Origin of the sequence: Roseomonas aeriglobus (assembly GCA_016937575.1) — a bacterium.
GTDB classification, from domain to species: Bacteria; Pseudomonadota; Alphaproteobacteria; order Sphingomonadales; family Sphingomonadaceae; genus Sphingomonas; species Sphingomonas aerigloba.
This window is the reverse complement of the sequence record JAFHKN010000002.1, coordinates 2,618,109-2,632,068: the sequence shown is the minus strand read 5'-3', so window position 1 is coordinate 2,632,068 and position 13,960 is coordinate 2,618,109. Positions and strand designations below refer to the sequence as shown.

Sequence of the window (13,960 nt, the reverse complement as noted above, 5' to 3'; positions counted from 1 at the left end):
GGGAGCGATCAACATGAAATTGTTCGGGCGAAAGTCCGGGCGCGATGCGTCGCGTCCGGCGTTGGCGCGTGGGGCTTCGGGCGGCGCGATCGGTGAATGGCCGACGAGTTACGAGGCGCAGGTGCGCAGCGGCTATGCGGCGAACCCGGTGGCGCAGCGGGCGGTGCGGCTGGTGGCGGAGAGCGTCGGATGGGCGCCCCTGACCGCGTCCGACCCCGCGCTGGCGACGCTCGTCACCGCGCGATCGGGCGGGCAGGCGTTGCTGGAGGTGGTGGCGGCGCAATTGCTGTTGCACGGCAATGCGTATGTCCAGCTGATCGGGGACGGGCAGGGGGGCGTCGGCGAGCTCTATGCGTTGCGCCCCGAGCGGGTGACGATCGAGGCGGACGCCAGCGGCTGGCCGGTCGCGTTCCGCTACCGCGTCGGCGAACGCGCCGTGCGGTTGTCGGTCGAGGAGGTGGTGCACCTGAAGGCGTTCCACCCGCTCGACGACCATTATGGCCTTGGGTGTCTGGGCGCGGCGGCCGGCGCGGTCGCGATCCACAATGCGGCGACGCGGTGGAACAAGGCGCTGCTCGACAATGCCGCGCGGCCGTCCGGTGCGCTGGTCTATGAGCCCGGCGATGGCGCCGCGCTGTCGGCGGAGCAGTTCGACCGGTTGCGCGCCGAGATGGATGCAGGGTTCGCAGGCGCGGCCAATGCCGGGCGGCCGATGCTGCTGGAGGGCGGCCTGAAATGGCAGGCGATGAGCCTGACGCCCGCCGACATGGACTTCGTCGGGCTGAAGGCGGCGGCGGCGCGGGAAATCGCGCTGGCGTTCGGCGTGCCGCCGATGCTGCTGGGGCTGCCCGGTGACGCGACCTACGCCAATTACCGCGAGGCGAACCGGGCGTTGTGGCGGCTGGCGGTGCTGCCGCTGGCGGGGACGATCCTGTCGGGCCTGGGTCAGGGGCTGCGGCCATGGTTCGCCGATGCCGCGGTGGCGGTCGACGTCGACAAGGTGCCGGCGCTGGCGGAGGACCGGGCGAGCGCCTGGGCGTCGGTGACCGCGGCGGACTTTCTGAGCGTGGAGGAGAAGCGCGCGATGCTGGGGATCGGGGCATGAGTGCGGGGCGCGACGAGTTGCGGCTGGTCGTCGAGGAAGCGGTCGAGCTGGGTACGGCGCGCGCGCTGGCCCGGTTGGGGCTGGCCGACGATGCGGCGCATGGCGACCTGGCGGAACTGCGCGAGCTGCTCAGGGCGTGGCGCGATGCCAAGCGATCGGCGGTGCGCGCGGCGCTGGGCTGGGTGGTGCGGCTGGTGTTGGCGCTGCTGCTGGTCGGGATCGCGGTGAAGACCGGGTTCGGCGAATGGCTGCGGTAGGGTTCGCGGGCTACGCGGCGGTGTTCGATGCGCCGGATCGCGGGGGCGATGTCATTCGACGGGGGGCGTTCGCGGGGGCGGGGACGGTGCCCTTGCTGTGGCAGCATCGCGGGCGCCCGGTCGGGTCGGTGACGGTCGCGGAGGATGCGCGGGGGCTGCGGGCGATCGGGTCGGTCGACGATCCCGAGCTTGCCCGGCTGGTCGCGGCGGGCGCGGTGGACGGGCTGTCGATCGGATACCGCACGCTGGAGGCGCGGCATGGCGTGCGGCGGGAACTCAGGCGTGTGGCGCTCCTCGAGGTGAGCCTGGTCGCGCAGCCGATGCAGCCGCTCGCACGGGTGCATGCCGTGTCGGACTGACGGATTTTACAGGGCTTTTGGTGGGCGTCGGACCGGTCGGTTCGGCGCCCTTTTTTGGTGGGAGATGGGAATGAGTGGGACCGATCTGGCGGCGAGCTTTGCCGCGGTGGAAGGGCTGGGCGTGGCGGGCGCGCGGCCGCTGTTGAGCGGGGGAAGTGCGCCGCGCGGCGGTTTTGCGAGCTTCGTGCGGTCGGGCAGCGTCGTCGAGATGAAGGCGCTGTCCGGGACCAGCGATGCTGCAGGCGGCTATGCGGTGCCGCGCGAGATCGATGCGGCGATCGACGCGACCTTGGCGAGCATCTCGCCGATCCGCGCCATTGCGAACATCGTTAAGGTCGGCAGCGCCGGATATCGCAAGCTGGTGACCAGCGGCGGCACGCCGTCGGGCTGGTCGGGGGAGACGGGCGGCCGGCCGGAAACGGCGACGCCGACCTTCAACGAGATCGCACCGCCGATGGGCGAGCTCTACGCCAATCCGGCGGCGAGCCAGGCGATGCTCGATGACGCGAGCTTCGACGTCGAGGAGTGGCTGGCAGGCGAGATCGCGACCGAATTCGCGCGCGCCGAAGGGGCGGCATTCGTGTCGGGTAACGGGGCGAACCGGCCGAAGGGCTTCCTGAGCAGCGCGGTCGCGACGACGGGCGATGCCGCGCGGGCATTCGGGACGCTGCAATATCTGCCGACCGGAGCGGCGGGGGCGTTTGCGGCGAACCCGGAGGAACGGCTCATCGATCTCGTCCAATCCTTGCGTGCGCCGTACCGGCAGGGGGCGAGCTTCGTGATGAATTCGGCGACGCTGGCGCGCCTCCGCAAGTTCAAGACGAGCGACGGCCAGTTCCTGTGGGCGCCGAGCCTGGCGGCGGGGCAGCCGGCGACTCTGCTCGGCTATCCGGTGGTCGAGGCCGAGGACATGCCCGACATTGCCGCCAACAGCCTGTCGATCGCGTTCGGCAACTTCAAGGCGGGCTATCTGATCGCCGAGCGCACCGAGACGCAGATCCTGCGCGATCCGTACAGCAACAAGCCGTTCGTGCATTTCTATGCGACGAAGCGGGTGGGCGGGGCCGTCAGCAACAGCGAGGCGATCAAGGTTTTGCGGTTCTCCGCCAACTGAGCCGCCAGCGGACTCGGCAAGGCCGGGCGGCGGAGCGGCGTAGCCGTCTCCGTCCGACGGGCTTGCCGCACCGCCCCACCCCAACCCCTCCCCTGAAGGGGAGGGGCTTTGTCTAGGACATTCGAAATGACCGATCCCTTTCTTAACGTCGCGGACGCGCCGTCCGCGCCGGCGACGCGGCTCGTGGCGATCGTGCCGCATGACACCAGTCCGCTGAGCGATGTGCCCAAGGCATTGTACGTCGGCGCCGGGGGCACGATCGTGCTGGCGGGTGTCTCGGGCGGCGATGCGACGCTGCTCAACGTGCCCGATGGCACCATCCTGCCGATCCGCGCGCGGTTCGTGCGCGCGAGCGGCACGACCGCGCAAGCGATCGTGGGCCTGTACTGATGGTCGCCATCGTCGCGGTCCAGAACACGACGGTCGCCTCGCGCGGCGGCGGGGTGTGGCGGATCACCAAGACCGGCGGGTTCGACGACAGTTTCGATGCGCCGGCCAAGTCGGTGGCGGCGATCACCGGCGACGTCGTGCTGCGGGCGAAGCGCGTCGGAAACACCGATCGCCTGATGATCGGCGTCACCGCGAACCCGGACGAGGACACCGGCTATGTCGGGATCGACTATGCCATCGCCTACCGCGGCGGCGCGGTCGAGGTGTTCGAACGCGGCGAGTATCGCGCCTATTCGTTCGACGTCGCCGACTTCGTCTGGATCGAACGGGTGGGGACGACGCTGCGCTATCTGACCGGCCCCAGCCGCCGGACCGCGGCGGTGATCCGGACGGTCGCGGGCGTCGCCGGGCCGCTGTTCTTCGACAGTTCGCTCGTCACGCCGGGATGCGCGGTCGACGTGCGCTTCGACCGCGCGGGCTGGGATCTGGTCCGGCCGCGCACGCGGCTGTCGCTGGCATTTTGAAAGGACACATCATGACCGTCGACGAGACGAAAGCGTATCTGCGCCTGGAGACGACGCAGGACGACGCGCTGATCGCCGGGCTGGTCGCGAGTGCGCGGGGGCTGTGCGAGGCGTTCCTGGGCCAGCGGCTGATCCGCAGCGAGTTGACCGAAACGGTTCCGGCCGATGGCGTCTGGCACCGGTTGGCGGCGGCACCGGTTGCGACGATCACACAGGTCGGCGCGCCGGCGCTGCCGCTGGGCGTCTATGCGATCGACATCGATCCGGTAGGCGAGGGGTGGGTGCGGGTGACCGGCGGCGGGGCGGTGCCGGTCACGTACCGCGCGGGGATCGCCGAGGATGAGGCCGGCGTGCCGGCGGCGATCGCGCAAGGTGTCGTGCGACTGGCGGCGCACCTCTATGTCGACCGCGCGGATGCGAGCGCCCCGCCCGCGGCGGTCGCGGCGCTGTGGCGGCCGTTCCGGCGGCTGCGCCTGTCCGCGACGGTGCGGGCATGACCGCGGCCGAGCGGGCCGCAGCGCGGTGGCGTCGGCGGGTGGCGGCGTATCTGGCAAGCGTTCCCGGTCTGCGGGCCGAGGAGACGGCAGACGGCGTGGCGGTCAGCGGCCGCCGATTGCGCGCGCGGTGGTTGACCGATGCGCGGCTGCGCAACCTGCGAGACGGGTTGTGAGCGGGGCGACGGCGGCGGCGCGGACCGCGCTGGCGACACTGCTGCGCGCCGATCCGGTGCTCGCGGCGACGCTGAACGGCGTAGTCGAGGGGCCCGCGGTGCGCGCTTCCACACCCTATGCCGAGATTGGCGAGGCGGTCGCAGGCGACTGGGGAACGAAGGACCGCGCCGGCCGCGAGCTGCGACTGGCGGTGATCCTGCGCGACGCGGCCGAGACGAGCACGCGGATCGGCACGCTGGTCACCGCGGTCGAGGCGGCGGTGCCGGGGCTGTCGCGCGATCTGCCCGGATGGCGGGTGGCGAGCATCGCCTTCCTGCGCAGCCGCATCGCCGGGGATGGACCAGGGCGGTGGATCGCGGCGGTCGAGTTTCGGGTGCGGATGCTGGCGACTGGGTGAGTCCCATCGTCCTCACCTTTCCCTCTCCCATCGGGAGAGGGAGGGAGGCGCGAAGCGCCGGAAGGGTGAGGGCGACCAATCACGAAGGAGGACAAGGACATGGCGGCGGAGAAGGGAAGTGCGTTCCTGTTGAAGGTCGGCGACGGGGCGAGCCCGCCCGCGTTCGCGACGGTGGCGGGGCTGCGGACGACGCAGCTGAGCATCAACGGCGAGATGGTGGCGATCACCAGCAAGGATTCGGGCGGCTGGCGCGAATTGCTGTCCGGGGCGGGGGTGCGGTCGGTCAGCGTGTCGGGCGCCGGCGTGTTCACCGGCAGCGCGGCGGAGGCGCGGTTGAAGACGTCCGCGCTGTCGGGGCGCATCGACGATTATCGGCTGGCGTTCGAAAGCGGCGAGACGATGACCGGGCGGTTCCTGCTGACCCGGCTGGACTATGCCGGCGACTTCAACGGGGAGCGGACCTACACGCTGGCGCTCGAAAGCTCGGGCGCGGTGGTGGCGGCATGACGCCGGTCGATCCTGGGGCGAACCCCGCGCGGGGGGAAGCGGCGCTGCGCGTGAGCGGCGAGGTGCTGGTGGTGCGGCCGACCTTTGCCGCGCTGGTGGCGGCGGAGGGGGAATTGGGGCCGCTGTTCGCTCTGGTCGAGCGGGCGGCCGACGGGCGACTGGCGATCGGCGAGATGGTCGTGCTGTTCTGGCATTGCCTGCGCGATCGGCCGGAGGGGCTGACGCGCGACGCGTTCGGCGAGGCGATCGTGGCGGGGGGACTGGCGGCGGCGACGCCGGTGCTGCGCGAGGTGTTGCGACAAGTGTTGGCGGGGCGGTGAGGACTGTCAGATCCTCTCCAGAATGGGGAGGGGGACCAAGCGCAGCTTGGTGGAGGGGGCGTGCCGCGAGTACGTCGCCTGTGGAGCCCCCCCTCCACCAGCCTTCGGCTGGTCCCCCTCCCCGTGCCGGGGAGGATTTTCAGGGGGCTGCCTTGCGGCTCGCCGGGCGCGTCTGCGCTGGCGTCGGATGGGCGCCCGACACGTTCTGGTCGGCCACCCCGGCCGAGGTCGCCGCACTGTTCGGCGATCCGGCCGACACCGTGCCGACCCTCACGTCCGCCGATCTCACGACATTGATGGAGGCCCATCCCGATGGATGAGGAAATCGAACGGCTGATCGTCAGCGTCCGCGCCGATACGGCGGCGTTTGCGCGCGATGTCGCCGACATGCGCGCCAGCCTGGACGGCCCGATGGAGGCCGGTGCCGCGCGCGCCGGGCGGGCGGTGGAGGCAGGGCTGTTGCGTGCGGTGCAGACCGGCAAGCTGGGGTTCGAGGATCTGCGCCGCGTCGCGCTGTCGGTGCTGGGCGAGATCGCCGAGACCGCGCTGAAGGCCGGCATCGCCGCAGTCGGCGGTGGCCGTGGCGGCGGGTTGGCGGCGGTGCTGGCGGGCGCGTTCGGCCTGCCGGGACGCGCGACCGGCGGGCCGGTGTCGCCGGGGGCGGCCTATCTGGTCGGGGAGCGCGGGCCGGAGCTGTTCGTGCCGACGAGCAGCGGGCGGGTTGTGGCCGATGCGGGGGGACGGGGCGGCGCGCGCGACGTGCGGGTGTCGATCACCATCGCTGCGCCGTCGGGTGCTGGCAGCGGCGAAGCGCCTGCGATGCTCGCGCGATCGGCACGCCAGGTCGCGCGAGCGGTGCGCGCGGCACTGGAGGGGATGGACTGATGGCGCATTGGCTTGCCACCGCCCGGCCGAAGGACGGGATCGAGAGCTATATCCACCGCTTCGACCCGCGGTTCTGGACGGTCAATTTTCCGCGGCCGATGATGGCGAGCGTGGTGACGACCAGCGAGACCGCGCTGCGCGTCGATGCCGTCTTCTATCGCAAGGACGACCTGGCCGGGCTGATCTGGGACGCGGAGGATCGCCACGACCATCCGCTGCTCGCCTATGAAACCGTGCGCGATTTCCGCGACTGTCGGCTGCGGTTTCGCTGGCGGTCGGACGGGGTCAAGGCGCTGGATGCGATCCACGGGCCCACGCTGACGATCGAGGGGCGCGACGCCGATGGGGCGCCGCGCGCCTGGTATGTGCGGCTGTGGAATTACGCGCAGGGCACGCCGGAGGATGCGACGATCGCGATCGATTTCGCGGCGGTGTCGGGCGGCTTCACCTTGCCGGGCGAGGCCGATCCGGTGTTCGCGGGCGATGTCGACCGAATGTTCGTGTCGCTGGTCCCGCCGGCGTACGACGCCAGCGACGCGATGCTGGCGCAACCGCAGGAGGGGTGGGTCGAACTGAGCGACATCGCCTGTGACGGCCCCGGCGCGGTGCTGTCGCTGGCCGACACGATCGTGCCGGCGCACGGGCTGGAGATCGCGAGCGGTTATGACGACAGCTATCACCTGACGCCCGAGCGGCTGCTGCGCAACGCGCTGCACCTGGGGTATCGCGGGGCGATCAACCATTATGTCGGGATGAGCCATTATTTCCGGCTCGCGTACAGTGGAACGGCGTTGATCGCGACGTTGACGGGCGGTGCGCTGAACGTCGCGGCGCAGGCATGGCACCGCGATTTCGCCAGTCGCGCGAAGGCGCTGGGCTTTGAGCTGATCTGGTCGCTGTCCTACGAACTGTTCGCCGCCCATGCGCCGGCAGCGTGGCAGCAATGCGCGTGGGACGGAGCGCCGGGGCGGACGGGGTGGGCGCCGCCGTCGGCGTTGCTGTCTCCAGCCAACGCCACGGCGATGGCGTATCTTCAGGCGGTCGCGGTGGCGTTCGCCGGACTTGCCCAAGACGCCGGGATGACAGTGCGCTTCCAGGTCGGCGAGCCGTGGTGGTGGACGATGCCCGATGGGCGACCGTGCCTGTACGATACGGCGGCGCGGGCGGCGTTCGGGCCGCTGGCGGTGGAGATCCCGTCGATGCGCGCACCGATGGATGCGCAGCAGACCGCGCTGCTCGATGCGGCGGGTGCGATGCTGGCGGCGTCGACCGCGGCGCTGACCGCGGCGGTACGGGCAGTGGCACCGGACGCGGAGACGTTGCTGCTCGCCTATCTGCCGACGATCCTCGACCCGCTGGCGCCCGAGGCGAAGCGCGCGAACCTGCCGGTCGGCTGGGCCAAGCCGGCATTCGATGTACTGCAACTCGAGGATTATGACTGGTGTGCGCTCGACAATCCGGCGGCGACCGCGCGCGGGATCGCGGCGGCGGGGGACCGGCTCGGCTATCCAGTCGAGGAACAGCATTATTTCGCCGGTTTCGTGCTGAAGCCGGAGGACCGCGCGCAATGGGCGGCGATCGATGCCGCGGCGGTGCGGGCGCAAAGCCGCGGGGTGGCGCGGACCTTCATCTGGGCGCTGCCGCAGGTGATGCGTGACGGATTTGTCCATTTCGACGGGGAGGACGATGTGATCGCTTTCGACGACGTGCGCTTTCCGCTGGCGCTGGGTCAGGAGGTCGCGGTGGTGGCGGAACATTCGACCGCGATCGTCGCCAGTGCCGGCGGGCATGAGGCGCGCAACGCCGCCTGGGAACAGGCGCGGGCGCGATATGATGTCGGGCCGGGCGTGCGCAGCGAGGCGGATATCGCGCAGCTGCTTGCCTTCTACCGTGCGCGGCTGGGACCGGCGCGGGCGTTCCGCCTTCGTGATCCGTTCGACTGGCGCGTGGTCGGCGAGCGGCTGGGAACCGGCGACGGGGCGCGGATGCGGTTCGCCCTCGTAAAGCGGTACGAGGGCATCGTGCGGCGGATCACGCGGCCGACGCCGGGGACGCTCAGCGTCTTCGTGAACGGTGCGGCAACGTCAGCCTTTACGCTGGAGGCCGGTGGGCAGGTCGCGTTCGATGCGCCGCCCGCCGCGGGAGCAGTGGTGACGGCGAGTTTCGACTTCGATGTACCGGTGCGTTTTGCCGAGGACAGCCTGAGCGTGAACCGGGCGACGTTTCTGGCAGGCGAGGCGCCATCGGTGCCGCTGGTCGAGGTGCGCGAGGCATGAGTTGGCTGGAGGGGCCGCTGACCACGCTTGCCTTGTGCTGGCGGATCGAGCGGCGCGACGGGATCGCGATCGGGCTGACCGCGCATGATCGCGACCTGGTGATCGACGGCAACGTCTATCGCGCGGCGCCGGGCATGACGCCCTCGGCGATCCGGCGGCGCGATCCGGGGCGGGCCGACACGATGGACGTGGCGGGGGCGCTGACGAGCGGGGCGATCACCGAGGACGACCTGCTCGGCGGGCGGTGGGACGGCGCAGCGGTCGCGATCTTTGCGGTGGACTGGACCGATCCGGCGAACCGCGTCGCGCTGGGCGACGGCGTGCTGGGCGCGATCGAGACCGCGGACGGGCGTTTCACCGCCGAATTGCGCGGTCGCGGCGCGGCGCTCGATGCGCCGGCCAGCGAGACGACCTCGCCCGAATGTCGCGCCGAGCTGGGCGATCGGCGCTGCCGCGTGGCGATGGCGGGGCGGCGGCGGATCGCGCGGGTTCTGGGAGTCGTCGACGATGCGGTGACGCTCGATGCCGGGCCGGCGGTCGCGGGTGGCTGGGCCGGCGGGCGGCTGCGCTGTCTCGACGGGGCGAACAGCGGGCTGGAGGATGTCGTGGCGACCGCGGAGGGCGCGGTCGTGCGGATCGCCGGCGTGGCGCGCTATCCGATCGTGCCGGGGGACCGGTGCGAGATGATCGAAGGGTGCGACAAGAGCCTGGCAACCTGTGCGGGGCGGTTCGGCAATGCGGTGAACTTTCGCGGCGAGCCGTTCCTGCCGGGGATCGACCTGCTGACGCGCTATCCCTCGGCATGAGCGCGGGGGACGACGCCGTGGCCCGGGCGCGGGCGGCGGTGGGGACGCCGTTCCGGCTGCACGGGCGCGACGCGCGCGGGCTCGACTGCGTGGGGCTCGTGGCGCTGGCATGGGGGCTGCCGGTGCCGACCGGATACCGGCTGCGGACGGGCGACCCGGCGGTGGTGGTGCGGGGAGCGGCAGCGCTGGGCCTGGTTGCGGTCGATGTGGCGCGGGCGGGCGACGTCGTGCTGGTCGCGACCGGGCCCGGCCAGCTGCATCTGGGGATCGATAGCGGGGCGGGGCTGATCCACGCCGACGCTGGCCTGCGCCGCGTCGTCGAGCGGCCCGGCGTGCCGCCGTGGCCGGTGCTGGCGCGCTGGCGAGGGGAGAAGTGACATGGCGACGGTAATTCTGACCGCGGTCGGCACGGCGCTGGGCGGGCCGATCGGCGGGGCGCTGGGCGCGATGGCGGGGCAGGCGATCGACCAGCGGGTGTTCCGCGGCACGGGGCGCGACGGGCCGCGGCTGACCGACCTGGCCGTGCAGAGCTCGTCCTACGGCACGCCGATCCCCAGGATCTTCGGGACGATGCGCGTCGCTGGGACCGTCATCTGGTCGACCGAGCTGATCGAACATGTCGCGCGCGACGGCGGCGGCAAGGGAAGGGCGGGAAGCACGCGCTATTCCTATTCCGCCTCCTTCGCCGTCGCCTTGTCGGCGCGGCCGATCCTGTCGATCGGGCGGATCTGGGCGGACGGCAAGCTGCTGCGCGGGACGGCGGGGGACTTCAAATCGGCGACGCAGTTCCGGTGGCATCCGGGCGGCGAGGCGCAGGCGGTCGATCCGCTGATCGTGTCGGCGCAAGGGGCCGGGACGACGCCGGCGTTCCGCGGGCTGGCCTATGCGGTGTTCGAGGATCTGGCGCTGGCGGATTTCGGCAATCGCATCCCGTCGCTGACCTTCGAAGTGACCGCCGACGCCGGGCCGGTCGATGCCGCCGAGATCCTGCGCGGATTGTCCGGGGGTGTCATCGACGGGGCGACGGGCACGCTGCTGTCGGGCTATTCCGGCTATGGCGACACCGTGCGCGGGCCGAGCGACGCGATGCTCCAGGTGAGCGGCGCGTGGCTGCGGAGCGATGGCGCGCGACTGGAGGCGCGATCGGGGCCGGGGACGAGCGTGACGATCGGCGACACCGGCGCCGGGCGGGGGGCACGGCGGGCGCGCAGTTTTGCCGCGGCCGACAGCGCGCCGCGCGCGATCACGCTACAGCACCACGACCCCGCGCGCGACTATCAGGTCGGGCTGCAGCGCATCCGCCGGGCGGGCGCCGGGGCGCGGGAGCTGGCGATCGAGCTGCCCGCTGCGATCGATGCCGCAGCGGCGAAGAGGCTGGCGGCGGCGGCACTCTCCCGGATCGACATCGAGCGCGAGCGCCGGACGGTGTCGCTCGACTGGCGGTCGCTTGCGCTGGTGCCCGGCGACCGCGTGACGATCGCCGGCGAACCGGGCCTGTGGCGGGTGGTCGAGGCGACGCTGGAGGCGATGGTACTGACGGTGGAGCTCATCCGCGTCGTCCGCCGCCCCGTCGCCGCTCCGGCAACCTCGGGCAGCGTGGCGGCGGCGCCCGATCGGGTCGTCGGTCCGACGATCGTTCATGCCTTCGAGATTCCGCCGTTCGACGACGCGGTGCTGACCACGCCTCGACTGACAATTGCCGCGGCGGGCGCAAGCCCCGGCTGGCGCAGCGCGGCACTCCAGCTGAGCCTGGACGGCGGGACGAGCTGGTTGCCGCAGGGCATGACGGCCGGTCCCGCCGTTCTGGGCACGGTCGTCACTCCGCCGGGGGCGGGGGCATCGACGCTCGAGGACCGGGCCGGCGCGGTCGTCGTGGCTCTGGCTCATGCCGAGATGACACTTGCCGATGCCGATACGACGAGCCTGGCCCGAGGGGCCAACCTCGCGCTGGTCGGCGACGAACTCGTGCAGTTCGGGTCGGCGGAGCGGATCGACGCGACGCGGTGGCGCCTGACGACCTTGTGGCGCGGCCGCCGAGGTACCGAAGGCGCGATCGGGCGGTCAGTGGCCGGCGACCGCTTCGTGCTCCTCGAACCCGATACTCTTGTGACGCTCGACCTGCCGGTCACGACGATCGGTACGGAAGTGCAGGTGATGGCAAGCGGGGTCGGCGATGTCGGTGCGGCGATAGGCGCGTCGGCGCCGATCGGCGGCGCATCGGTCGCCCCGCCGGCGCCGGTGCATCTCGCGGTCCGGCACGACGGCGATGTGGCACGCCTCACCTGGGTCCGCCGCAGCCGTGCCGGCTGGCACTGGACGGATGGCATCGCGACGCCGCTCGCCGAGGAAAGCGAGATGTATCTCGTCACCTTGGGCGATGACGCACGCGGGGCGCAGGTCGTCTCGCAGCCGGAAGCCCTCGGGCCACGCGGCACGCCGACGGCCGAGGTCCGGCAGATCGGCACCGTCGCCCGCTCCCGCGCCGCACGACGGACACTCTGAAACCGAAAGGACAGCTGATGAACGATACGACCGCGCGCCTCGCGCTGCCGATGCTCGTACCCGGGCAGGCGCAGAAGGAAATGACGCACAACGAAGCGCTCGCACTGCTGGCGATGGCGGTGCAGGCAAGCGTCACCGCTGTCGGCGTGAACACACCGCCGACCGATCCGGCCCTTGGCGACTGCTGGGTGGTCGGCGCCACGCCGACCGGCGCCTGGACCGGGCATGCCGATGCGGTCGCCGGCTGGACCATCGGCGGCTGGCGATTCGTTGCGCCGCATCCGGGCTTCGCCGTCACCATCGGTGAAACCGGCCGCCGAGCCGTCTTTCTGGATACAGGCTGGCACGTCGAGCTGCCCGCGACCGCCATCGCCATGCCGTCCGGCGGGGATGTCATTGATACGCAAGCCAGAACCGCGATCGGCCAATTGCTGGCGGCGCTTCGGGGTCTTCGCCTGCTCCCCGAATAAATGTGACGTTTCTGCAACTACCCGCGCTTTTTGTCGGCTTGCGTGGAAACTATCCGCAGTTTAGTGAGTTTGCGCTGTCCGTAGTGACAACCAAGAAAGGGGAACTTATGCGGAAGCTTGCCGTCGTATTGGCGCTTGCATCTACCGCGCTGGCCACTCCCGCCCTCGCCCGCGATGATTCGTGGTACGTGGGTGTTGAGGGCGGTGCGATGATCGTCGAAGACATTGACTTCGACATTCGAACCGCTGCTGGTGTGACCACCACCAACGCTGCTACCGTCGACCACAAATATGGCTGGGACGTCGATGGCGTCATCGGTTACGACTTCGGTATGTTCCGTGCCGAAGCCGAAGTCGGCTATCGCCAGGCGAACGTCGATGGCTACCGCTCGAGCGTGACCACTCCGGTCTACGGTCCGACCGGTGCGCTCGGCTCGGCTGCTGCGGGCAACTTCGACTATGCCGGTGGCCGCACGTCGGCGCTGAGCTTCATGGTCAACGGCCTGCTCGACTTCGGTGAAGACGATGGCGTTCAGGGCTTCGTCGGCGGCGGCGTCGGTGTCGCTCGCGTCAAGGCGGACAGCTATGCGCTGAACACGCGTGGCGCGTTCCTCGACGACTCGGACACCGTGTTCGCGTGGCAGGCTCTGGCGGGCGTTCGCGCTCCGCTCGGCGACCGTCTGGATGCGACGCTGAAGTATCGCTTCTTCAACGCGGACGACGTGCGTCTGGTCGACGTGTCGGGTCGCAGCTTTGACGGCCGGTTCCGGTCGCACAGCCTGCTCGGCGGTCTGACCTACAACTTCGGTGGTGCGGAAGCTCCGCCGCCGCCGCCGCCGCCGCCGCCGCCTCCCCCGCCGCCGCCGCCCCCGCCGCCCCCGCCGCCGCCTCCGCCGGCGCCGGTGTGCACGCCTGGGCCGTACATCGTGTTCTTCGAGTGGGATCGCTCGGACATCACGCCGGAAGCAGCGGGCATTCTGGACAACGCCATCTCGGCCTACTCGACCTGCGGCAACGCACGCGTCATGCTGGCCGGCCACGCCGACCGTTCGGGATCGGCGAGCTACAACGTCGGCCTGTCGCAGCGCCGTGCGGACTCGGTCCGTGCGTACATGACCGGCCGCGGGATCAGCGATGGCGTGATCTCGACCGAAGCGTTCGGCGAAAGCCGCCCGCGCGTCGAGACTGCCGATGGCGTCCGCGAGCTCCAGAACCGTCGTGTGGAAATCACCTACGGCCCTGGCGCCGGGATGTAATCCACTCGTCCGGTTTTCGGACAAAGATCGGGGAGGTCGGAGTAGTCCGACCTCCCTTTTCTTTTGACGATCGGTAAGAAGCACGGCGTGATGCTACGCAGTGCTCCGTCGGGGCATCGGC

At 71.1% G+C, this 13,960-nt stretch carries 19 protein-coding genes; all 19 read left to right on the top strand.

What is annotated here, in order from left to right; all coding sequences use genetic code 11:
- The first annotated feature begins 13 nt into the window (after window positions 1–13).
- Complete coding sequence (locus tag JW805_13060; protein MBN2972946.1) at window positions 14–1,105, top strand: phage portal protein; 1,092 nt, start codon at window positions 14–16, stop codon at window positions 1,103–1,105.
- Window positions 1,102–1,362, top strand: coding sequence for a hypothetical protein (locus JW805_13055; protein MBN2972945.1), 261 nt, complete (start codon window positions 1,102–1,104; stop codon window positions 1,360–1,362). Before JW805_13060 ends, JW805_13055 begins: the two co-directional genes overlap by 4 nt.
- Window positions 1,350–1,721 (top strand): HK97 family phage prohead protease, encoded by a 372-nt coding sequence (locus tag JW805_13050; GenBank protein ID MBN2972944.1) that lies wholly within the window; start codon window positions 1,350–1,352, stop codon window positions 1,719–1,721. Before JW805_13055 ends, JW805_13050 begins: the two co-directional genes overlap by 13 nt.
- A 70-nt stretch (window positions 1,722–1,791) precedes the next feature.
- Entirely contained in the window at window positions 1,792–2,835 is a 1,044-nt protein-coding gene (locus tag JW805_13045; GenBank protein MBN2972943.1) for a phage major capsid protein, read from the top strand.
- A 126-nt stretch (window positions 2,836–2,961) separates the two neighbouring features.
- A complete protein-coding gene (locus JW805_13040; protein MBN2972942.1) occupies window positions 2,962–3,225 on the top strand; it encodes a hypothetical protein in 264 nt (87 codons plus the stop codon).
- The gene (locus JW805_13035) at window positions 3,225–3,749 is read left to right on the top strand and encodes a hypothetical protein (protein MBN2972941.1); all 525 of its coding nucleotides are present in this window, start codon (window positions 3,225–3,227) and stop codon (window positions 3,747–3,749) included. Before JW805_13040 ends, JW805_13035 begins: the two co-directional genes overlap by 1 nt.
- An 11-nt stretch (window positions 3,750–3,760) precedes the next feature.
- Entirely contained in the window at window positions 3,761–4,246 is a 486-nt protein-coding gene (locus JW805_13030; GenBank protein MBN2972940.1) for a phage gp6-like head-tail connector protein, read from the top strand.
- Window positions 4,243–4,419, top strand: a complete 177-nt coding sequence (locus JW805_13025; GenBank protein ID MBN2972939.1) for a hypothetical protein — start codon at window positions 4,243–4,245, stop codon at window positions 4,417–4,419. The genes JW805_13030 and JW805_13025 overlap by 4 nt, the downstream gene beginning before the upstream one ends.
- A complete protein-coding gene (locus tag JW805_13020) occupies window positions 4,416–4,817 on the top strand; it encodes a DUF3168 domain-containing protein (GenBank protein MBN2972938.1) in 402 nt (133 codons plus the stop codon). Before JW805_13025 ends, JW805_13020 begins: the two co-directional genes overlap by 4 nt.
- A gap of 99 nt (window positions 4,818–4,916) precedes the next feature.
- Window positions 4,917–5,324 (top strand): phage major tail protein, TP901-1 family, encoded by a 408-nt coding sequence (locus JW805_13015; protein MBN2972937.1) that lies wholly within the window; start codon window positions 4,917–4,919, stop codon window positions 5,322–5,324.
- Window positions 5,321–5,644, top strand: coding sequence for a gene transfer agent family protein (locus tag JW805_13010; GenBank protein MBN2972936.1), 324 nt, complete (start codon window positions 5,321–5,323; stop codon window positions 5,642–5,644). Before JW805_13015 ends, JW805_13010 begins: the two co-directional genes overlap by 4 nt.
- A gap of 152 nt (window positions 5,645–5,796) precedes the next feature.
- The gene (locus JW805_13005; GenBank protein ID MBN2972935.1) at window positions 5,797–5,964 is read left to right on the top strand and encodes a phage tail assembly chaperone; all 168 of its coding nucleotides are present in this window, start codon (window positions 5,797–5,799) and stop codon (window positions 5,962–5,964) included.
- A complete protein-coding gene (locus tag JW805_13000) occupies window positions 5,957–6,529 on the top strand; it encodes a hypothetical protein (protein ID MBN2972934.1) in 573 nt (190 codons plus the stop codon). Before JW805_13005 ends, JW805_13000 begins: the two co-directional genes overlap by 8 nt.
- The gene (locus tag JW805_12995; GenBank protein MBN2972933.1) at window positions 6,529–8,805 is read left to right on the top strand and encodes a DUF2460 domain-containing protein; all 2,277 of its coding nucleotides are present in this window, start codon (window positions 6,529–6,531) and stop codon (window positions 8,803–8,805) included. The genes JW805_13000 and JW805_12995 overlap by 1 nt, the downstream gene beginning before the upstream one ends.
- A complete protein-coding gene (locus JW805_12990; GenBank protein ID MBN2972932.1) occupies window positions 8,802–9,611 on the top strand; it encodes a DUF2163 domain-containing protein in 810 nt (269 codons plus the stop codon). The genes JW805_12995 and JW805_12990 overlap by 4 nt, the downstream gene beginning before the upstream one ends.
- A gap of 17 nt (window positions 9,612–9,628) precedes the next feature.
- Entirely contained in the window at window positions 9,629–9,988 is a 360-nt protein-coding gene (locus JW805_12985; protein ID MBN2972931.1) for a hypothetical protein, read from the top strand.
- A 1-nt stretch (window position 9,989) separates the two neighbouring features.
- Window positions 9,990–12,113, top strand: coding sequence for a hypothetical protein (locus tag JW805_12980; GenBank protein MBN2972930.1), 2,124 nt, complete (start codon window positions 9,990–9,992; stop codon window positions 12,111–12,113).
- 17 nt (window positions 12,114–12,130) lie between these two features.
- Window positions 12,131–12,583 (top strand): DUF2793 domain-containing protein, encoded by a 453-nt coding sequence (locus JW805_12975; GenBank protein ID MBN2972929.1) that lies wholly within the window; start codon window positions 12,131–12,133, stop codon window positions 12,581–12,583.
- 107 nt (window positions 12,584–12,690) lie between these two features.
- Entirely contained in the window at window positions 12,691–13,839 is a 1,149-nt protein-coding gene (locus JW805_12970; protein MBN2972928.1) for an OmpA family protein, read from the top strand.
- Window positions 13,840–13,960: the final 121 nt, after the last annotated feature.